The following is an 18,885-nucleotide window of genomic DNA, read 5'->3' as shown; positions in this document are numbered from 1 at the left end:
GGCAAGGATGGCCTACAAGCCCCTGGCGGCGGCCGCCTTCAGGGTTTGCGCGATCCACGCCATGGCTTCCGGCACGTCGTAGTTGCCGGCGTGCGGCTGGTTCCACGTGAGGCGGTAGTTCAGGTCCCGCACCTTGGCGTCGGCCGCCAGCGCACGGCTGAGGTTGATCGACACGGTGAACGCCGTGTCGCGGTCGCGCGTACCGTGGCGCACGTACCAGTAAGGCGCGGTGCTGTTGGCGCCGCCGAGATAGGCCATCGGATTGATCAGCCTGACCTGCGCCAGTTGCGGCGAGGTCGACAGCGCCGAGAACTGCGTCCACGAATAACCGGTGTCGAGATAGCCGATGCCGTCGCCGGCGACGTCGTTGTTGTCCCAGCCGTACTCGGTGAAGTTGGAATACGCCTGCTTGTCGGTGCCGAACATATTCGACTCGCCGCTCGACGCCGTGATGGTCAGGCCGGTCTGGTCGAAGGCGGGCGTGTTCTTCAGCGTGGCCTGGGTGGCCACGAACTTCAGGTACTTCTCCATGTCCAGCGCGGTGACCTTCCTGGTCGCGTAGTCGATCGTGATCCAGTCGTTGATGTAACTCCTGGTGGTGGCGGCCGGGCCCATGCCGCTGGTGTAGCTCATGGCCTCGCCCAGGTTGGGAATGGCGCCACCGGCGGCCAGATAGGTTTCCGCCGAGCGGATCACTTCGGCCTTGATGGTTTCCAGCATATTGGTGGCGGTCAATGCGCTGCCGCTGGCGGTCTTCAGGCCGAGGCCGGCCTGGTACGCCACGAACCTGGCCATCAGCTCGGCGCTGCCCCTGGCGTTGGGCAGGCTGCCCACCGTCTGGCGCGTGTTGAGGATGTTGTAGACCCACTCGTACGCCAGGTCGGCATTGCCGAGGTCGGTGATCGGGCAGTAGGCGTTGACCGCCAGCACATCGTCGCGCAGCGTGCTGGCGCCCTCCGCCGTCACGCCGGCGGCGCCGATGGTCGCCAGGTAGGGCAGATAATCCTTGCTGTTGCCCGAGGCCCCGAGGATGGAAGACAGGCCGCCGCCACCGCTGGTGCCGTTGACCACGATGTGGTTGGCGTTGCCCGGCATGGCGCTGTCGTTCAGGCGCAGGTAGCGCACCGCCGCCTTGGCGCCGACAATCGCGGCCGGCGCCTTGCCGGCGTAAGTCCCGTCGGCTGCCACGATGCCCCGCCCGCGCGTGGCCACGTCGATATACACATAGCCGGCCTTGAGCGCCGCGCCCACGTTGCTGGTACCGCTGTCAAACACGCCGCCGTCGGCCACGCTGGCCTTGATATAGCTGGCGAACCAGCCGCCGTTGTTGACGGCGAAATAGATGGCCGCGTCCTGGCTGGCCGCCACGCTTTCCGGCACGAAGATATTCATGCTCTGGTAGCCGCACTGCGTGTTGGCGATGGTGGTGGCCGCGCCGCTCAGGCTGACCTGGCTGGCGGCCATCGCGATCGGCTTGCCGACGTAGCAGACCTCCTTGTACCAGCGCACCGGCGTCTTGACGCCGTCGATGGTGACGTTGATGGTGGTGTACCTGGTCTTGTCGAAGGCGAGCGCGCTGTCGTAGGCGCCCGCCGCCGGCGTGGCGGCGGCGGGGGAATTGGTGGTGGCGGTGGTGTTCGTTCCGTCCGAGCCGCAGGCGGCCAGCGACATCAACAGGCTGGCGCCTATCGCAGTGCGTTTCATAGTGTCTCCAGGGTAGGGTAAGTTCGATTTATTGTTGTGCTGGCCAGGCAAGGCGAGTATAGGCGCGGATAAAATCCGCACCATTGCCTTTCTCTTCTTGGGGTTTGCTTTTTACTTATCGCCGCTGTCGGCCAGCTTTACACCGGCCGCCCGCTACGACGCGCTGGTGTCGGCGGAGGGCACGATCGCGTCGCGTCTGGCGCTGGGCGCGAAAGACAGATACGATCTGCTGCAAACCACTTTGCCGCAGACCTATGAGGCCAGAAATATCGCCGCGTGACACATCAAGGCGGATCAGCTGGCTGCTGCTCGCCGCCGGCGTCTGCCTGCACCTGACCACCGCCCTGCTTGGGGAGGGCGGCGCGGCGTTTCGTCTCGGGCTGTGCGCCTGGTCGCTGGCGCCCTACGCGCTGCTGGCGTGGATGTTGCGCCGCCGGGGCGCCGGCATCGCCCTGATGGCGGGCGCGTTGCTGATGTTGCTGTTGGACACGATCGCATGGTGGTCGGTCTTCATCGCGCCCAGCCATTCCACCGACGCGCTCAACCTGTTGGCGGCGCCGCTCTGGAACCTGGTTTGCATCGCGCCGCTGTCGCTCGCCATCGAGGCCTGGCTGGCGCGCAAGCGGGCCGCTATAGTGTGATGCCCAGCTGCCGCCCGATGCGCCGCGTCAACGTGATCTTGTCGCTATCGCTCATGCGCGCCATGGAGTGAGTTTGCGCTGCAGGACGCGCATGGCGTAATCGCTGCTCAGCGCCAGCAGGGCCACGGCCAGCGCGCCCTCCATCACTTGCGCGGCGTTGTCCACCGCGAGACCGGAAACGATAGCCGTGCCGAGACTGACGCCGCCGGTTATCGGCGCCAGCGACGCGGTGGCCACCGACAGAATCAGGCTGGTACGGATGCCGGCCAGGATGCCGGGCAAGGCCAGCGGCAGTTCCACCGTGAACAGCTGCCGCCACGGCCCCATGCCGATGCCCTCCGCCGCGCGCCGCACGTCGGCGTCGATCTCGCGCCAGCCGGTCAGCGTGGCCTGGACGGTCGGCATCAGGCCATAGGTGAACAGCGCGACCATCATCGCCTGCGGCCCGAAACCGACGATGGGCGTGGCCAGGAACAGCACCGCCACCGGCGGCAGCGTCTGGCCGATGGTGGCCGTGTTGGCGATCAGCGGCAGCAAAGGCTTGCCGGCCGCGCGCGTGGCCAGGATGGCCAGCGGCACACCAAGCGCGATCACGCCGGCCATCGAGGCCAGCACGATCAGCACGTGGCTCTGTGCCGCCTCCAGCAGGGGGATGCGTTCGTACAGCACCGGCTGGTCCGGCCCCGCCAGCGGCGCCAGCAAGGCTTGCCACCAATCCTCGCGGCTGTAGATCAGCCACAGCGCCGGCCAGCACAACACCGCCAGCGCCATCTCGAAACGCGCCCGCGTCATGCCGCGATGGCCCGGTCGGCTGGTTGGGCCAGCGTGAGATCGGACAGCGACACTTGCCCGACCACCGCGCCCGCTTCATCCACGACGGCGAGCGCCGCCTGCCCGCCCAGCAGCTTGCTGAGCGCCGTGCGCGCACCAGCGTCATGCGGCACGCTGCCTGCGCCGGACGCCAGCGCCGCGCTGGCCGCAGCCAGGCTGGCGGCATCCGTGCGCGCGAAATCGGCCACAGTGTAGCGCGCCAGGCGCCGCAAGGCAGGCTCCTGCCCGAAGAACTGCGCCACAAACGCGTCGGCCGGCTGGCGCAGCATGGTGTCCGGGTCGGCATACTGCGCCACCGCGCCGTCGCGCAGCAGGCAAATCTTGTCGGCCAACCGAATCGCCTCGTCGATATCGTGTGTGACGAACAGGATGGTCTTGCGCACGTCGCGCTGGATGCGCAACAGCTCTTCCTGCAGCTGCTCGCGCGTGATCGGATCCACTGCGCTGAATGGTTCGTCCATCAGCAGCAACGCCGGATCGGCCGCCAATGCGCGCGCGATGCCCACGCGCTGCTGCTGGCCGCCGGACAGCTGCCCCGGATAGCGCCCGCCGAACTTGTGCGGGTCGAGGCGTACCAGGTCCAGCATCTCATCCGCGCGGCGCAGGCGCCTGGCCTTGTCCCAGCCCAGCAGCTGCGGCACCACCGCCACGTTCTCGCGTACCGTCATGTGCGGAAACAGGCCGACGTTCTGGATCACATAACCGATCGACCGGCGCAGCAGCACCGGATCGCTCTCCAGCGCGTTGCGGCCATCGATGATGATTTGTCCGGCGCTCGGCTCTGTCATGCGGTTCACCGTGCGCAGCAGGGTCGATTTGCCGCAGCCGGATGGCCCGATCAGCACCACCAGCTCGCCGCGACCGATGTCGAGGCTGACCTGATTCAGCGCCGTCACGCCGCCATAATGCTTTTCGATGTTACGCAGGCTAATCATGCCGCGCTCCTTTCAAACGCCAGGCCAGCAACCGCATGAGCGCATCCGCGCCAAACGCCAGCGCCACCACCGGCAAAGAACCCAGCAGCACCAGATCCGGCACCGCCTGTTCCGTGCCGCGCAGCAGGAAGTAGCCAAGACCGCCGGCATTGACCAGCACCGCCACCGTGGCGAGGCCGATCAGCATCAGCATCGCACCGCGCACACCTTCGATAAAAAACGGCGCAGCCAGCGGCAGCTCGACGCGCCAAAACTTCTGCCACGCGCTCATGCCGACACCGCGCGCCGCATCCAGCATCGCTGGCGGCACGGATGTCAGCCCGGTGTGCGTGTGCACCACCACGGGCCACAGGCCATACAGCACCATCGCCAGGATGGCCGGCCTGGCGCCCAGCCCAAGCACCGGCAGCAGCAAGCCAAACAAGGCAATCGACGGAATGGTTTGCAGCAGGCCGACGGCGCCCAGCAGCACGCTCTCCAACGTCTTGCCGCGCGCCGCCGCCAGCCCGATCGCGGCGCCGATCAGCATGGCCGGCGGCAGCGCGGTCGCCACCAGCAGCAGATGCCGCAGCAGTTCTTCGTAGAAGACATCGGAGGCCATCCGGTACTCCATCACCACGCCCAGATGCTGATATGGCGCCACCCACGCCAGCGCCGTCAGCGCGGCCACCGGCAGCGCAAGCCAGCGCGGCGCCTCGGCGTACAGCGCGAACGCGCCGATGTACACAGCCGCCAGCGTTCCCCACGCGCCGGACGCGATCGCAAAGCGTGCCCATTCCTGCGCGCCCAACTTGCCTGCCGCGCCAAATGTCAACGCCGCGAGACTGGCGCTTGCGACCCACGTCAGCGACAAGGCCAGCGCCGCTGGGCGCACGCGGCCACGCCCCAACCACACGGCCAATGCCAGCAGCAGCCAGCCGCCCGCCACCAGCGCCGCCCACTGTCCGCCCAGCGCGAACACGGTGAAGTCCTCGCCGTCCGGCGCCACGCGGTTCGGATGCAATGACAGAAACGGCCACTGCAGGGACAACAGCCCAAGCAGCACGGCCGACAAGGCGATGGCGTTGGGACGCCCCACCGTCAAGCGCCAGCCCAGGCCTGCGCGGCCCGCGACGGAAATGGGAAGTGCCGCGCTCATTTCAGGAATCCTTTCTCACGCAGGTATTTTTCCGCCACCTTGGCGCCCGGCTCGCCGCCCACCACAATGCGGGCATTCAGGCGCGATAGCGTGGCCGTATCAAGCGTGGCGAAGATAGGCTCGATGATGGCTGGAACAGCCGGGTATTTTTTCAGCGCCTCGCTGCGTATGGTCAGCAAGGGCTGGTAGATGTCGGCGGCCGCGCCGCTGTCGTTCAGGCCCACCAGTCCCAATGCCGCCAGTTGCCCGTCGGTGCTGTAGGACATGGCCGCGTTGGCGCCGCTGGTGCCGCGCGCGGCGGCCGATTCTGTTTGCGCGGTATTGCCGCCGGGGAGAATGATCAGCTGCGATGGCGTCAGCCTGAAGCCATACGCATGCTCGAACGCCTTCAGGCCATCGGCGCGGTCGACAAACTCCTGGCTGACCACCACCTTGAACGGCTTGCCGGCATTGATGTACGCCGCCAGTTGCGGCAGCGAGGTGATACCCGCCGACGCCGACAACCTGGCGGGAATCGCGAATCCGTACGTGACATTGGCGGGCGCCGGCTTGAGCCAGACGATGCGGTTGTGCTCCAGATCCGCCGCCGCGCCGGCCGCGTAGCCACGCGCCGGATCACGGAAGGTGCCGGGCGCGAAGCGCACGTTCTTGATCAGGTAAGGTGCGTTGCCGGTGTACTCGGGATAGACATCGATCTCGCCCGCCAGCAAAGCCTTGCGCACCACTTGCGTGGCGCCGGTGCCGCACTTCTCCACCACCCTGATGCCATGGGCCTTCAACGCCAGCCCCACCAGAGGGCACAGCAGCGCGCCCTCGGTGTCGATCTTGGAACCGATGGTGATGGCGCCGTCCGTGGCCGCCATCACCGTGGCCGGCAACAGCAGCAATGCGGCTGCCGTCCGAAGCTTCATCAGAAGCGCGCCTTGACGCGCACACCCACCGTGCGCGGACGAATCATGTACAGATTGTCGCCCGGCTGGATCGCGATGGTGTTGGTGGTGACATCGCTGATCTTGGCGCCGTTGGTCAGGTTGGTGCCGAACAGGCCGATTTCATACTGTCCCACCTTGTACACCGCCGTCGCGTTCAGCGTATTGGACGAAGGGATGCGCGAGTAGCTGCCCTGCGACGCGGCGAAGTTGGTGAACGACTCGCCCCGGTGCGCATACTGCGCCGACAACAGGATCTCCTCGGCGCCCGCCAGCGGAATCACGTAGTTGGCGACGGCGGTGGCGGCAAACTTGGGCGAGTACGGCACGCGCGCATCTTCCGGAATGTTTTGCGCGGCGATGCCGGTCACCACTTTCTCGGCGGCGTAAGCGTGGTTGAAGGTGGCGCTCACGCCGAACGATGCCTGGCGCGACAGCTTGAAGAAGGTCTCCAGCTCCACACCCTCGCTGCGGATCTTGCCGGCGTTCTGCGTGAAGTAGTAGGTGCAAGGCAGCTTGTTGAAGACCTGCACGTCCTTCCACTTGATCAGGTAGGCGCTGGCGTTGAAGATCACGCGGCGGTCGAACAGCGCGTTCTTGGAACCGGCTTCAAAGTTCCACAGGCTGTCCGGCTCAAAGGTCGAAGGCGCGTTCTGGCCGCAGAAGTCGAACGGCACCGGCTGATTGTTGCCGCCATAGCGGAAGCCCTTGCCGGCCGACGCGTACACAGTGTGGTCCGGATCGATGCGGTAAGCAGCGGCGAAGCGCGGATTGCCGCCCTTGGAGGTCTCGCTGCTGGTGCTGGTCTCCGGGATGCTGCTCTGTGGCTTGGATGGCGTGGAGTTGATCAGGTTACCGAACAGGCCACTGAATTTCAGGTCGAAGTCCTGCGTGCCGCGGAACAGGCGCAGGCCGGCCGTCAGGTCCAGCTTGTCCCACAGGGTATAGGTGGCTTCCGCAAACAGCGCGGCTTCCTTGGAATCGATGTTCTGCGTGCCCGAGAAGTAATCATCCGGCGTGAACGCGTTGTCGTTCAGCTGCGAGTTATAGCCGGGGAAGTTCTTCGCGATGGCGAAGCGCGCGTCGAAGCCGGGCGTCGGCTGGTCCTGGCGCAGATCGCGCTTGCCTTGCGTGTAGAAGGCGCCGGCGGTCCACTTCAGCGGGCCGCCCGCCTTGGATTGCAGGCGGAATTCCTGCGCGAAGTTGGTGATCTTGTTGCCGATCACGTAGGACGAGGCGATCAGCGGCAGTTGGCCGCCGAAGATGAACGCGGTCGCCTTGTACTGGCCCGAGTTGATGTACAGCGTGTCGCGATGCAGGTAGGAGGTGGACGACACCAGCTGCGCCGCGCCGGCATCATAGTTCAGCGTCAGGTTATATAGCTGCAGATTGTCCTTGCTGGTCTGCGGGATCAGCGAGTTGGTGGTGTATGGCGCCAGCTTGGAATAGGCGTCGTTGATACCGCCCTTGATGTTGGAGGCGGTCACGCTGGCATCCACCAGCAACTCCGGCGACACCCGCAGGCGCGCGGCGATGCGGCCCTGGTTGGTCGAAACGTCGTTGTCGGTCTTGCCGTTGACCTGATTGAGCACATAGCCGGAATCGTTGCCGGTGTAGCCGGTAACGCGCAGCGCCAGCACATCGCTCTTGACCGGCACGTTGACGGTGCCGCGCAGGTTGTAGTTGCTGCCGCCGAACTTGGAGGTCTGCGAACCCACCGCCTCCACCGAACCGAAGAAGTCATTGAACTCCGGCTTCTGGGTGATCTGACGCACCGTGCCGGCCATGGCGCCGGCGCCAAACAGCGTGCCTTGCGGGCCTTGCAGCACTTCCACGCGCTCCAGGTCCAGCACTTTCAGGTCGGGATTGCCGGACTTCAGCGTGACCGGCATTTCATCGATGTACACCGCCACCAGCGAGGCATCCTGCACCTCGGACGGCACAATGCCGCGCACCACCAGGCCGCGGATCGTGATGTTGTTGACGCCCGCCCCCTGCTCCTGCAGCGACATGGCCGGCACCAGGTTGGCGATGTCGCTCAGGGAGCCCTGGCCGTACCTGGTCAGGCTTTCCGGCTTGATGACCGTGATCGCGGCCGGCACCTGCTGCACGTCGACCGCGCCGGTGCGGGTGGCCGTCACCTCGACTTTTTCAATCTTATCGGAGGCGCTATCCTGCGCGTGCGCCACGGTGAATGCGCCGGCAACCGCCAGCGCCATCAAATGCTTGTTCATCCCGCTCCTTCAGTGTCTTATTAGTTGATTGCAAAAAGTATATACAACCAACAAAACACTGAAAACGAAGATAAACGAGCTTCCTTATAAGGAATCCAAGAATGCGTCCATGGCCTTGGTCGGACGGCCATCGGCGCCCCACGCGCTCAATTCATAGTGGCTCCAGCTGCGCGCGCCTTGGGGTTCCCAGTAGATCACGCCCAAACCTTTGTGGTCGGGCACCTCCCGGACCTTGCGCTGCACGGCCATCAGCATGTCGTAAGTGTTTTGCGGCTGCGTGTCCTCGCCGCCGACTTCCACCACCATCACCGCCTTGCCGTAGCGCGCGGCCAGCTGCTTGAGGTTGTCGCCCAGATCGTCGATGGACAGGGTGTAGTCGGGCCGCCCGTCCAACCAGTACGGGTAATAGGAAAGGCCGATCACATCGTATTTTGCCCCATTCGCCGTGGCGTTGTCGAACCAGGTGCGGAACCATTGCTTGTCGTTGCCGCGATCGAGATGCAGCACCACCTTGGAGGCCGGGCTGACGGCCTTGACCGCCACATAGCCCTGGTTGATCAGCTGCGCCAGTTGCGGCCAGTTGTCGGTGTGGCCCTCCGGGTATATCATGCCGGTGCGGGTTTCGTTGCCGATCTGGACCCACTCGGGCGTGACGCCGGCTTGCTTCAGCGCGCTCATCACATCGTAGGTGTGAGCGTAGACATCCTTCAGCAATTGCGGGAAATCGTGGCCCACCCACGCGGCCGGCTTGCGCTGCTGCTGCGGATCGGCCCAGCTGTCGCTGTAGTGGAAATTGAGCATCACGCGCATGCCCATCTTTTGCGCGCGCACCGCCATGGCGACCGTTTCATCCCGGCTGTTATGGCCACTGGCGCGGTCGTCGGACGGATTCACCCAGGTGCGCAGACGCACCGTGTTGATGCCATGGTCCTTGAGGATTTGCAGGCCATCCTGTTGTTGCCCCTGCTTGTTGTAGAACTTGTAGCCGGTGGCCTCCATCTGCGGCAGCCAGCCGACGTCCGCGCCCTTGACAAACGTCTCCGCGCCGGCGGGCAAGGCGATGGCCGCCAGCAGCGCTATCAGTAATTTTTTCATGCCGCCATCGTAGCCGAAAGCCCGCCGCCGCACGCATGAGGAAAACATGACAAGCCATGCCTATTCGATATGCCCGCCAGCTTGCTGAATTTGCCGGTAAGATAGACGCCCATGAATACCCCCAGCCCTATCGATCCATTGCAGCAACGCCTCGGCAAGCCGGCCGGCGGCTGGCGCGCGCAGCTCTACGCCATCATCTTTGAATCCGACACGCCCAAGGGACGGGCGTTCGACCTGACGCTGATTGGCGCCATCCTGCTCAGCGTGCTGGTGATCGTGCTGACCAGCGTGCAGTCGATCGCGGCCGAATACGGCGCGTGGCTGCACGGGTCCGAGTGGTTCTTCACGGTGCTGTTCACCATCGAGTACGTGGGACGCTGCCTGTGCGTGCGGCGGCCGGTGGTGTACGCGCGCAGCTTCTTCGGCATCATCGACCTGATGTCCATCCTGCCCAGCTATCTGTCGCTGTTTGTGCCAGGGGCGCACGTCATCATGGGCGTGCGCATCCTGCGTCTGCTGCGGATTTTCCGGATTCTGAAACTGGCCCTGTACATCCAGGAATACAGCATGCTGGGCGATGCGCTGCTGGCCAGCCGCCGCAAGATCTTCGTGTTCCTGTCGGTGGTATTCCTCATCGTGTTCCTGCTGGGGACCGTGATGTATGTGGTGGAAGGGCCGGAACATGGCTACACCAGCATCCCTACGGCGGTGTACTGGGCCATCTCCACCATGACCACGGTCGGCTTTGGCGATCTGGTGCCCAAGACCGACATCGGCCGCGCCATAGCCTCCTTCATGATGCTGCTGGGCTGGGGCATACTGGCGGTCCCGACAGGCATCATCAGCTCCGAGATCACCCACCAGCGCGGCCAGCGCGCCCTGCTGCCGCGCATCTGCCCGAGCTGCCTCAGCCCCGGGCATGAACCGACCGCCCGCTACTGCAAGGATTGCGGCGCGCCGCTCTAGCCCGGCCCGCACCCGCTCCTGTCAGCCGACCAGCGCCAGCAGCTCGCCACGCAGGATGCCAAACAGCGTGCGCAGGAACAGCGCGGCGATCACCAGCGATGCCAGCGCCAGCAGCAGCACCGCGATCGCATCGGCAAACACGCTTTGCGCGTGGGCCGCGTAGCGCAAGGCCGCGCCGGCCGCCGCCGCCAGCGGAAAGCTGACCGCCCACCACGACACCCGGAATGGCGAGCAGGCAGGCAGGCTGCGCAGCCGTTCCAGCAGCACCGCCAGCATGAACAGCATCAGCATGTACAGGCCCTGCGCGAAGTCATCGATGCGTTGCATGGTGATGGCGTACGAGGAAAATCCCACCGCGAACGGCGCCAGCATGATCATCAGCGATGGCCGCTGCGGCGCCGGCATCGGCTTCTGGAAGATCAGGCGCGAGAAGATCAGCGTCATCAGCGGCATCGCGAAGAACAGGCCAACCGCCAGCGCAAACAGCATGACTTCCTGTAAGCCCTGCCAATGCAGCGACGGCACCGCCAGCGGCACGTCCAGCATCCCCACCACGGGGACGATCCAGGCCGGCGTGGCGTGCTCCACTTGCTGCTCGCCCTTCATCCAGCGGCTGACCGCCAGCCACGCGAATGCGGTCATGCCGGCCGCGCCGACCGCCCAGACCGCGCGCGCCAGCGGCAGGCTGAAATCGGCCAGAAGCATCGGCAGCAGCATGATGCTGATCAGCGCCGTGCCAAACATATTGCCGGCAACCGGGTGCTGGAACTCGGCCCGGACGGCGTCGAACGCGGTCGCGATCTTGGTGGCATAGGCGGCGCTGACCATGATGAACACGGCGAGCGTCAGCCAGCCCAGGCCCGCGCCGATCCATGCCGGCGCTCCTAGCTGGACGTGGGCGGCGCGCCAGGCCAGCGACAGGCCGGCCAGGCCCATCACCGACCCGAACAAGGCGACCGGCAGGGCCGCGACGGTTTTGTGTGCGGTGGCATCCATCTTATTTCAGCAGCACCGGGCTGGCGTCGATGCGCACACGGTACAGCATATAAGGCTTGGTCCGCAGGTCCTTCCCGTCGTGGAAGCCGGCCTGGCGGTGCAACTGGTTGGCGGTGAAGTAGAGATAGCCATCCGGTCCCACCGACAGCGTGTCTGGCCACAGCATGCGCGGATCAGCGGCCAGGGTTTTCCATTGGCCGTCCGGCAGACGCTGGTGGATGGCGTTGTGCTCATAGTCGCTGGCGTAGAGGCGACCCTTGTCGTCAGCCTCCAGGCCATCGGAGGCGCCCTTTTCACCCAGGTCGCGCACCGCGCTTGCCACCGCCTTGTCGTTTGCCGCCGGATCAATCAGCAAGGAGGTCGGCACGGAATACAGGTGGCGGCTGGACAGCGGGCTGTAATACAGTGTCTTGCCATCCGCAGACAGCGCAATGCCGTCCGAAGCGACGCTGAGCGAGGTAAAGCGCTGCCCTTCCACCACTGGCACGAAGGTCGGATCGACCGAGGTGGAGGCATGCCCGGTCAGCTTGCGCCAGCTCTTGCCGCTATCCAGATCGACCACAATGATGCCACCCGGGCCGCTGACGGAGGAGTCCGTGATATACGCCACGCCGGCCTTGCCGACGCGCAGGTCGAAACGTACGTCGTTCAGGTAAGTGGTATCCAGTGCCACGCTGGGCGGAATAACGATGGTCTTGACCACCTGATTGCTGTTCAGGTCCACCGCCACCAGCTTGGCCGCGCCGGCGATGCGCGTCTGGAACTTGGGCGCAGCGGGGTCCAGTATCCACAGCCGGTCAAACGCGTCCACCACCACGCTCTGCACGCTGGACAGCGTTTGCGCCGGCCGCGCGGGATCATAGATATTGATTTGCTGCGAAGGGAAAGCCACCACCTTGCCGTCGCGGACTTCGCCCACGGTGAACGGCACGTCATCGCCCCAGCGCGGGAAATTGACGAATATGCGGCCCTTGGCCGATACCGTCACGCCGGTCGGCATGGCGCCGTCGAACGCCTGAACCGCTTCGACATTGGCCAGCGTTGCGGCCGTCGCCGGATAGGCGCTGGCGAAACTCAACGCTGCAAGCAAAACCGAGGTAATACGCAAAAACCTGAAGATTTTAGACATCATGAACTCCCTATGAATCATTTCGTGATAGCGGCATCGATAGCGGTAACCACATCGTTTCCAAGATAAAGCCCTTCCAGGGCGCGAATGGTGGCAGGTGCCATCTTGCCCTCCGCGTCGCGGCGCATCATCAGCGTGGCGGCGTCCGTCCCGCCCAGCATGCCCTTGGGCTCAACCAGCGCGCGGATGCGATGGCGGGCGTGCAGGAACTGCTGATGCCAGAATGGGATGCCCCCCCACTCGCCGGCTGATACCGGCTACGTTTTCATTTCCCATCCCCTTCCAGCTGCAAGGTGTACAAGGTAATCGGCCATCGCACCTTGGAGACACCCTGGTTGAACAAGGCGCCACGGTCCATTTGCGGCACCGGCAGCCAGATGCGGTTGCGGGCATCGATCACCGGAGCGTCCACCCAGTGCAGGCGATCGTCCTGGATCAGGGTGGTGACGCCGCCATCCGGCGTGCGTTTTTTCAGGCTGCTGGTTTTCAGGTCGGTGAAGTACAGATTGCCCTTGCGGTCCATGGCGGTGCCGCCCACCGGCGGCAGGTCAGCCCACGGCCGGACGGCGCGTTCCAATGTGCCCGCATCCACCGAAGGGTCGTCCAGCAGGCGCGTCTCGACTTTCGACCATGGGCCTGACAGCGGGCCGAAATACAGATACTTGCCGTCCGGGCTGACCTCAAACGGATCGGCATTCACGCGCAGCGGCTGGCCATCGCCGCCGCGCACCACACTGCCGGCAACCTCAATCACGCGTCCCCTGGGCGCGGTGGTCGAAGGTGCGCCATCCAGCACCCGGCGCGACTTGCCGGTCTTCAGATCCAGCACGATGATGCCCGCCTTGCCGGCGTCGGTCAGGTAGGCATGGTCGCCATGGAAGCGGATGTCGTCGACATAGCTGCCCGGTAGCGCGGTGTCCGGGCCGAATTCGTAAACGCGCTTGACGCGGCTGGTGCGCAGGTCGATCTGAACGGCCTTGGCGCCATGCGGCAGCGGGTCGCCGCCGAAATCGGGCGAACCGCTATCGATGACCCATAGGTGGCCTTTCCCGTCCAGATGAATGGCGTTGACGTTGACAAAGGCGGTGGCGTTATTGCCCCCCTCCTTCCAACTGTTCCAACCCGCGTCCGGATACGGGCGCGGCTTGCCTTCCTTGTCGATCAGACCAACGGCCGGTCCCCTGGAACCGGTCCAGCGCGGGCCGGCGACGAACACACGTTCGCCGTCCACCGCCACGCCGTTCCAGATCATGCTGTCGCTTTGCGCGGCGACCCGCAGGGGCTCAGTCGCGCCGGCATTCAGGCTGGAGACTGCGATCAATGCTGCAATCACGATGTTCTTTTTCATGTAAAGCTCCACGAATATGGGATGGCTGTAGCGTACCTCATGCAAAAACGATTTGAAATCTCCACAAATGGTTTAACATCATGCAAAAATGCATGGGAGGGATATGAACGCAAACTGGGATGACCTGAAAATATTTCTGTCCATCGCCCGCAACGGCACGCTGAGCGGGGCCGCGCGGGCGATGGGCCAATCGCAATCCACCATGGGGCGGCGCATCCGCGCGCTGGAGGAGGAGCTGGGCTACACCCTGTTCCAGCGCACCGATGACGGTTTCCTGCTCACGCACGAGGGTGATGCGGTGTTCGAGCACGTCCAACAAATGGATCACGAGGCGGATGCGGTGATGCGCAAGCTGTCCGGCCGCCAGCAACTGGAAGGCCTGCTGCGTGTCTCCACCACCGAATGGTTCGGTGCACATGTGCTGGCGCCTGTCTTCGCCAGTTTCAGCGGCCAGCATCCCGCCATGACCATTGAGCTGATCACCGAAACACGGCTGGTCAGCCTGGCGCGGCGCGAGGCGGACCTGGTGTTCCGCTTCCGCCAGTTCGACGAGCCGGACGTCATCCAGCGCAAGGCGACCCACGCGGCATTTGGGGTGTACGGCTCCGGCGCCTATCTGCGCCAGGCCGAAGGTGGCCAGCATCGCCTGATCATCATGGACACCGCCTACGGCGAGCTGGCCGACGTCACCTGGCTGCGGCGGCGCCTGCCCAAGGCGCAGACCACGCTGCGCGCCAACAGCCGCGACGTGCAGGCCGCGTTGTGCCGCAACGGCGCCGGATTGGCCGTGCTGCCGCGCTGCATCGGAGACGGCATTCGCGGCCTGCACCTGGTCGACCTGGGCGAACCACCGCCCGGACGCGACGTCTGGGCCGGCTATCACAAGGACCTGAAACGTTCGCCGCGCCTGCGCGCCCTGCTGGACGCCACCCTGGCTGCGCTATCCTAGTCCGGACAAGGCATGCCCGCTTCGGCCCACTTCTCCAGCACGCGGATGAACTCCTCATGCGACATCGGCGGCGTGGTGCGGTTGTTCCCGGGATTCCACGCCCACAGCACCAGCGGATCGGTCTTCATATGCTCGATGACCTGCTCGCCGGTTTTGCGGTTGCCATTGCGTTTGGGGTCGCGCATCTGCTGACACACGCCTTTCTTGTCCAGCCCCTGCCAGCGCATGCTGAGCGGCGCTAGGTGCCAGTTGGGCGCGCCCGGCACCTTGCCTTGCGCCGTATTGGTCGTCTGGTGGCAGGCGGCGCAATGCAGCACCGCCGAGCCGTGGCCATCGTTGCCGCGCACTACCCGCTGCGCATGGATCATCGCAAAGTCCTTTTGGCGCGGGGCCTCGGCCTGATGGCAATTGACGCAGCGCGGCGTCATCACCACGCTGGCGACGGGGTCGAACAGCTTGCCGTCACCCTTCTCCGGCGCAGCCTGCGCCACGCCCGCCAGCGCTAGACACAGCAAAAGCACACCGCGCATCATGCCTGCCCCGCCGCCTTGTGGATCGCCGCGCGGATGCGCGGATAAGTACCGCAGCGGCAGATATTGCCGGACATGGCCTCATCGATATCCTTGTCGGTCGGCTTGGGGATGGCGCGCAGCAGCGCGGTGGCCGCCATGATCTGGCCGGACTGGCAGTAGCCGCATTGCGGCACGTCGATCTCGGCCCACGCGGCCTGGACGCGCTGGCCGACCGGCGTGGCGCCGATGGCCTCGATGGTGGTGATCTTCTTGCCCGCCGCCGCCGACAGCGGCATCACGCAGGCGCGCGTCGGCTGGCCGTCGATGTGGACGGTGCAGGCGCCGCACAGCGCCATGCCGCAGCCGAATTTGGTGCCGGACATATGCAGCTCATCGCGCAGCACCCACAGCAGCGGGGTATCGGCTTCGGCTTCCACCTTGACGGTCTTGCCGTTGATATTCAGATTCATCATGTTTTACTCCTGTCAGCTTGCTTGCAAGGCCGTCGCGATCGGCAGCTTGCGGATACGTTTGCCGGTGGCGGCATACACGGCGTTGGCCAGCGCCGGCATCAGCGCCGACGTTCCCGGTTCGCCCATGCCGCCCGGCGCCTCATTGCTGCTGACGATGTGGGTTTCGATCAGCGGCGTTTCATGCATGCGCAGCACGCGGTAGTCGTGGAAATTGCTTTGTTCGACGCGGCCGTTCTTGAAGGTGATGTCGCCATACAGCGCGCCCGAGATGCCGAAGATGACGGCGCTTTCAACCTGCGCCTTCACCGTATCCGGGTTCACCACCACACCGCAATCGAGCGCGCACACCACGCGCTTGACGCGCACCTCGCCATCCACCAGCTGCGCATCGACGACCATCGCCATGTAAGTGCCGAAGGCGAACTGCACCGACAAGCCGCGGCCGACATCGCCGCTGCGCGGGCCGTTCCAGCCGGCCTTCTGTGCGGCCAGCTGCAACACCGCGGTGGCGCGCGGGTTCTGCCGCATCAGCGCCAGCCGGTATTCCAGCGGGTCCTTGCCCGCTGCCGCCGCCAGTTCGTCGATGAAGCTCTCGACCACGAACACATTGTGGGTGGGGCCGACGCCGCGCCAGAACGCGGTCGGAATGTGCGGCGGCTCGTGGCGGGTGTAGTCGACGCGGATCGCCTTGAACGCATACGGCGGGCTATCGGCGCCATCCAGCGTCTCCGGATCGAAGCCGTTGTTGAAGGCCGGCGGCAGGAAGCGGCCCAGCACCGAGGAACCGGTGAGGTGGTGGAACCAGGCCACCGGCATGCCCTGTTCATCCAGCCCGGCGCGCACGCGGTCATAGAAGTATGGACGGAACATATCGTGCTGGATGTCTTCCTCGCGGCTCCAGATCACCTTGACCGGATGCTTGACCTCGCGCGCGATGCGCACCGCCATCTCGACGCCGTCGATCTCCAGACGGCGCCCAAAGCCGCCGCCGAGCAGGAAGTTATGCACCGTGACTTTCTCTTCCGGCAGGCCAGTCACCTTGGCCGCCACCGCGCGGGCGCGGGTAATGACCTGGGTGCCGGTCCAGACGTCGCAGCGGTCCGGCTGCACGTGAACGGTGCAGTTCATCGGTTCCATCGCGGCGTGCGCCAGGAATGGCAGTTCATAGGTGGCCTCCAGCACGCGGCTGGCCTTGGCCAGTGCCTGCTCCGGCTCGCCGTCGCTGCGCACCTTGGCCGCGCCCTGTTTCGCCGCGCGCGCCATGTCGGCCACGATATCGGCGGTGGACAACTGGGCGTTCGGGCCATCGTCCCAGCGCAGCTCCAGCAGCGACAGGCCTTTCTGTGCGGCGCCGTAATTGTCCGCCACCACGGCCGCGCAGTTATCGAGGCGCACCACCTGACGCACACCCTTCACCTTCAGCGCCGCCGCTTCGTTCAGGCCAAGCAGGCGGCCGCCATAGGCCGGCGTGATGGCCAGCGCCGCCACCTTCATGCCGGGCAGCCGCACGTCGATGCCGTACTGCGCCGAGCCATTCAGCTTGCCCGGCGTGTCGAGACGGTGCTGTGCCTTGCCGATCAGGCGGAAGTCCTTGGGCTGCTTCAACACGATGGCTTCCGGCGCCGGCAGCGGCAGCCCCGCGGCGGCCTGGGCCAGCGCGCCGTAGCTTAGCTTGCGGCCACTGGCCGCATGCGCCACCGAGCCATGCGCGGCGGCGCAGGCGGACGGATCGACCTGCCACTGCCGCGCCGCCGCCTGCACCAGCAGCATGCGCGCGGCGGCGCCGGCCTGGCGCATCGGCAGCCAGGCGGCGCGGATGGTGGTCGAGCCGCCGGTGACCTGGAAGCCCAGCGCCGGATTGATGTAAGCCTTGTCGTCGGCGGGTGCGTGCTCCAGCACCACATCCTTCAGATCGACTTCCAGTTCTTCGGCGATGAGCATCGGTATCGAGGTGTAGGTGCCCTGCCCCATTTCGATGTACGGCATGATCAGGTGCACCTTGCCATCGGCGGCGATGCGCACCACCGCGTTGGCCTGCCAGGCGGCATTGCCGCCATCACGCGCGCGGGCGCCTGGTATCGCCACCTGCAGCAGCAAGCCTCCGCCGGCCGCCGCCATGACTTTGAGGAATGATCGACGATCGGTCATGCAAACTCCTTGCGAAATATGTGAAAAAAATTATAGGCACCGTCCGCGAAACAAAACGGACAAAGAAGCGGGTAAATCCGGACATCATGCGGGCAGGTGCGCCGCTTGCCCGATCAGGCCTGCTACTATTGAGGGATGCGACTCCTGCAAAACGTGGCAACCGGCCGCCTCCTCCACAACGGCGCCCGCGCGCCGGGCCATGGCCCGCTGAAGCTGGGGCGCTATCATCCGGTCGCCGGTGGCGACCAGATACCAGCTTGGTTTCGAACGCCACGCCGGACTGCCCACCATGCCCGTGTAAGCCGCCATGCCGAAAGGCCGCTGGCTGCTCGCCATGAAGGCGGCGCGCTCCGGCGCCAGGCCGGCCGCCATCGCCTCGGGGAACCTGGCGTGGTCCAGCCGCAGGAAGCCCTTGACCGGCGCCAGCATCGGCGGTATCGGCGTGCCGGGCAAGGGATGGGCGCACAATGCCTGCACCGACTCCTCGCTGTCCGGCACGAAGGCCGCCACGTACACCAGCCGCGCCACCTTCTCGTGATTGCCCGCTTCCGTGATGACCACGCCGCCGTAGCCCTGGCCCACCAGCACCACGGGTCCATCCAGCAAATCGATCACCGCGCGCGTCGCCGCCACGTCGGCCTGCAGCGAGACCGCCGGGTGCTGCACCACATGCACGCGGTAGCCTTCGGCCTTGAGTATCCGGTAGACCGCTTCCCAGCCGCTGCCGTCCACAAAGGCGCCATGTACCAGCACCACGTCTCGCATGTGTTCAACCTTTTTCCCTTGATGTGCCAAGGCAGTTTGAGCGAATGGCCCTGCCTGCACAACCACCCATATAGGGTAAAATCGGGCGCTGT

19 protein-coding genes are annotated in these 18,885 nt (G+C 65.4%); 4 read left to right on the top strand and 15 right to left on the bottom strand.

From position 1 onward, the window contains the following. Window positions 1-12 precede the first annotated feature (12 nt). Window positions 13-1,704, bottom strand: coding sequence for a subtype B tannase (locus tag FHW83_RS17820; RefSeq protein ID WP_176647692.1), 1,692 nt, complete (start codon window positions 1,702-1,704; stop codon window positions 13-15). 34 nt (window positions 1,705-1,738) lie between these two features. Here FHW83_RS17820 and FHW83_RS17815 point away from each other — a divergent pair, with 34 nt between their 5' ends. Together FHW83_RS17815 and FHW83_RS17810 are read left to right on the top strand one after the other, a co-directional pair. Beyond that, window positions 1,739-1,984: a hypothetical protein gene (locus FHW83_RS17815; protein ID WP_176647691.1), complete on the top strand. Its 246-nt coding sequence runs from the start codon at window positions 1,739-1,741 to the stop codon at window positions 1,982-1,984. Continuing rightward, on the top strand, window positions 1,959-2,345 hold the full coding sequence (locus FHW83_RS17810; RefSeq protein ID WP_176647690.1) for a hypothetical protein: 387 nt from the start codon (window positions 1,959-1,961) through the stop codon (window positions 2,343-2,345). The genes FHW83_RS17815 and FHW83_RS17810 overlap by 26 nt, the downstream gene beginning before the upstream one ends. Before the next feature lie 51 nt (window positions 2,346-2,396). Here FHW83_RS17810 and FHW83_RS17805 read toward each other — a convergent pair whose 3' ends face one another. The 6 genes from FHW83_RS17805 to FHW83_RS17780 all read right to left on the bottom strand — a co-directional run bounded on the left by FHW83_RS17805 (window position 2,397) and on the right by FHW83_RS17780 (window position 9,507). Beyond that, window positions 2,397-3,137: an ABC transporter permease gene (locus tag FHW83_RS17805; protein ID WP_176647689.1), complete on the bottom strand. Its 741-nt coding sequence runs from the start codon at window positions 3,135-3,137 to the stop codon at window positions 2,397-2,399. Then, window positions 3,134-4,111 carry an ABC transporter ATP-binding protein gene (locus FHW83_RS17800; RefSeq protein ID WP_176647688.1) on the bottom strand — a complete coding sequence of 326 codons (978 nt, stop codon included), beginning with the start codon at window positions 4,109-4,111 and terminating at the stop codon, window positions 3,134-3,136. The genes FHW83_RS17805 and FHW83_RS17800 overlap by 4 nt, the downstream gene beginning before the upstream one ends. Next, window positions 4,104-5,249 (bottom strand): ABC transporter permease, encoded by a 1,146-nt coding sequence (locus FHW83_RS17795; protein WP_176647687.1) that lies wholly within the window; start codon window positions 5,247-5,249, stop codon window positions 4,104-4,106. The genes FHW83_RS17800 and FHW83_RS17795 overlap by 8 nt, the downstream gene beginning before the upstream one ends. After that, window positions 5,246-6,160 carry a glycine betaine ABC transporter substrate-binding protein gene (locus tag FHW83_RS17790; RefSeq protein WP_176647686.1) on the bottom strand — a complete coding sequence of 305 codons (915 nt, stop codon included), beginning with the start codon at window positions 6,158-6,160 and terminating at the stop codon, window positions 5,246-5,248. The genes FHW83_RS17795 and FHW83_RS17790 overlap by 4 nt, the downstream gene beginning before the upstream one ends. Beyond that, window positions 6,160-8,412, bottom strand: a complete 2,253-nt coding sequence (locus FHW83_RS17785) for a TonB-dependent receptor (protein WP_176647685.1) — start codon at window positions 8,410-8,412, stop codon at window positions 6,160-6,162. The genes FHW83_RS17790 and FHW83_RS17785 overlap by 1 nt, the downstream gene beginning before the upstream one ends. An 84-nt stretch (window positions 8,413-8,496) precedes the next feature. Continuing rightward, window positions 8,497-9,507, bottom strand: a complete 1,011-nt coding sequence (locus tag FHW83_RS17780; RefSeq protein ID WP_176647684.1) for a glycosyl hydrolase 53 family protein — start codon at window positions 9,505-9,507, stop codon at window positions 8,497-8,499. Window positions 9,508-9,618: 111 nt separating this feature from the next. Here FHW83_RS17780 and FHW83_RS17775 point away from each other — a divergent pair, with 111 nt between their 5' ends. Further along, complete coding sequence (locus FHW83_RS17775; protein WP_176647683.1) at window positions 9,619-10,473, top strand: ion transporter; 855 nt, start codon at window positions 9,619-9,621, stop codon at window positions 10,471-10,473. A 21-nt stretch (window positions 10,474-10,494) separates the two neighbouring features. Here the strand turns inward: FHW83_RS17775 and FHW83_RS17770 are convergent, their stop codons facing one another. Genes FHW83_RS17770 through FHW83_RS17755 form a run of 4 tightly spaced genes read right to left on the bottom strand, consistent with a single transcriptional unit; the run spans window position 10,495 to window position 13,946 of the window. Continuing rightward, on the bottom strand, window positions 10,495-11,469 hold the full coding sequence (locus tag FHW83_RS17770) for an SLAC1 anion channel family protein (protein ID WP_176647682.1): 975 nt from the start codon (window positions 11,467-11,469) through the stop codon (window positions 10,495-10,497). 1 nt (window position 11,470) lies between these two features. Beyond that, on the bottom strand, window positions 11,471-12,601 hold the full coding sequence (locus FHW83_RS17765) for a major royal jelly family protein (RefSeq protein WP_229224251.1): 1,131 nt from the start codon (window positions 12,599-12,601) through the stop codon (window positions 11,471-11,473). Between the two features lie 14 nt (window positions 12,602-12,615). Next, on the bottom strand, window positions 12,616-12,804 hold the full coding sequence (locus tag FHW83_RS17760; RefSeq protein WP_373997235.1) for a hypothetical protein: 189 nt from the start codon (window positions 12,802-12,804) through the stop codon (window positions 12,616-12,618). A 59-nt stretch (window positions 12,805-12,863) separates the two neighbouring features. Then, complete coding sequence (locus FHW83_RS17755) at window positions 12,864-13,946, bottom strand: L-dopachrome tautomerase-related protein (protein WP_176647680.1); 1,083 nt, start codon at window positions 13,944-13,946, stop codon at window positions 12,864-12,866. Between the two features lie 103 nt (window positions 13,947-14,049). Between FHW83_RS17755 and FHW83_RS17750 the strand changes: the two genes are divergently transcribed. Then, window positions 14,050-14,895, top strand: coding sequence for a LysR family transcriptional regulator (locus FHW83_RS17750; RefSeq protein WP_176647679.1), 846 nt, complete (start codon window positions 14,050-14,052; stop codon window positions 14,893-14,895). Here FHW83_RS17750 and FHW83_RS17745 read toward each other — a convergent pair. From FHW83_RS17745 to FHW83_RS17730, 4 genes are all read right to left on the bottom strand, one after another. Continuing rightward, window positions 14,892-15,428: a hypothetical protein gene (locus FHW83_RS17745; RefSeq protein ID WP_176647678.1), complete on the bottom strand. Its 537-nt coding sequence runs from the start codon at window positions 15,426-15,428 to the stop codon at window positions 14,892-14,894. The two genes, FHW83_RS17750 and FHW83_RS17745, sit on opposite strands and share 4 nt — an antisense overlap. Beyond that, entirely contained in the window at window positions 15,425-15,880 is a 456-nt protein-coding gene (locus FHW83_RS17740; RefSeq protein WP_176647677.1) for a (2Fe-2S)-binding protein, read from the bottom strand. Before FHW83_RS17740 ends, FHW83_RS17745 begins: the two co-directional genes overlap by 4 nt. A 12-nt stretch (window positions 15,881-15,892) precedes the next feature. Next, window positions 15,893-18,028, bottom strand: a complete 2,136-nt coding sequence (locus tag FHW83_RS17735; protein ID WP_176647676.1) for a xanthine dehydrogenase family protein molybdopterin-binding subunit — start codon at window positions 18,026-18,028, stop codon at window positions 15,893-15,895. An 84-nt stretch (window positions 18,029-18,112) separates the two neighbouring features. Continuing rightward, the gene (locus tag FHW83_RS17730) at window positions 18,113-18,793 is read right to left on the bottom strand and encodes an alpha/beta fold hydrolase (protein ID WP_176647675.1); all 681 of its coding nucleotides are present in this window, start codon (window positions 18,791-18,793) and stop codon (window positions 18,113-18,115) included. Between the last annotated feature and the right edge of the window lie 92 nt (window positions 18,794-18,885).

Origin of the sequence: Duganella sp. SG902 (genome assembly GCF_013376005.1) — a bacterium.
GTDB lineage: Bacteria > Pseudomonadota > Gammaproteobacteria > Burkholderiales > Burkholderiaceae_D > Rugamonas.
This window is presented reverse-complemented; position numbering and strand designations above follow the sequence as displayed.

Bases quoted from the DNA above. Each gene is read 5' to 3' on its own strand.
- FHW83_RS17730 (WP_176647675.1), bottom strand. From the start codon at position 18,793: ATGCGAGACGTGGTGCTGGTACATGGCGCCTTTGTGGACGGCAGCGGC.
- FHW83_RS17785 (WP_176647685.1), bottom strand. From the start codon at position 8,412: ATGAACAAGCATTTGATGGCGCTGGCGGTTGCCGGCGCATTCACCGTG.
- FHW83_RS17790 (WP_176647686.1), bottom strand. From the start codon at position 6,160: ATGAAGCTTCGGACGGCAGCCGCATTGCTGCTGTTGCCGGCCACGGTG.
- FHW83_RS17820 (WP_176647692.1), bottom strand. From the start codon at position 1,704: ATGAAACGCACTGCGATAGGCGCCAGCCTGTTGATGTCGCTGGCCGCC.
- FHW83_RS17740 (WP_176647677.1), bottom strand. From the start codon at position 15,880: ATGATGAATCTGAATATCAACGGCAAGACCGTCAAGGTGGAAGCCGAA.
- FHW83_RS17770 (WP_176647682.1), bottom strand. From the start codon at position 11,469: ATGGATGCCACCGCACACAAAACCGTCGCGGCCCTGCCGGTCGCCTTG.
- FHW83_RS17780 (WP_176647684.1), bottom strand. From the start codon at position 9,507: ATGAAAAAATTACTGATAGCGCTGCTGGCGGCCATCGCCTTGCCCGCC.
- FHW83_RS17735 (WP_176647676.1), bottom strand. From the start codon at position 18,028: ATGACCGATCGTCGATCATTCCTCAAAGTCATGGCGGCGGCCGGCGGA.
- FHW83_RS17775 (WP_176647683.1), top strand. From the start codon at position 9,619: ATGAATACCCCCAGCCCTATCGATCCATTGCAGCAACGCCTCGGCAAG.
- FHW83_RS17765 (WP_229224251.1), bottom strand. From the start codon at position 12,601: ATGATGTCTAAAATCTTCAGGTTTTTGCGTATTACCTCGGTTTTGCTT.
- FHW83_RS17750 (WP_176647679.1), top strand. From the start codon at position 14,050: ATGAACGCAAACTGGGATGACCTGAAAATATTTCTGTCCATCGCCCGC.
- FHW83_RS17810 (WP_176647690.1), top strand. From the start codon at position 1,959: ATGAGGCCAGAAATATCGCCGCGTGACACATCAAGGCGGATCAGCTGG.
- FHW83_RS17795 (WP_176647687.1), bottom strand. From the start codon at position 5,249: ATGAGCGCGGCACTTCCCATTTCCGTCGCGGGCCGCGCAGGCCTGGGC.
- FHW83_RS17755 (WP_176647680.1), bottom strand. From the start codon at position 13,946: ATGAAAAAGAACATCGTGATTGCAGCATTGATCGCAGTCTCCAGCCTG.
- FHW83_RS17805 (WP_176647689.1), bottom strand. From the start codon at position 3,137: ATGACGCGGGCGCGTTTCGAGATGGCGCTGGCGGTGTTGTGCTGGCCG.
- FHW83_RS17745 (WP_176647678.1), bottom strand. From the start codon at position 15,428: ATGATGCGCGGTGTGCTTTTGCTGTGTCTAGCGCTGGCGGGCGTGGCG.
- FHW83_RS17800 (WP_176647688.1), bottom strand. From the start codon at position 4,111: ATGATTAGCCTGCGTAACATCGAAAAGCATTATGGCGGCGTGACGGCG.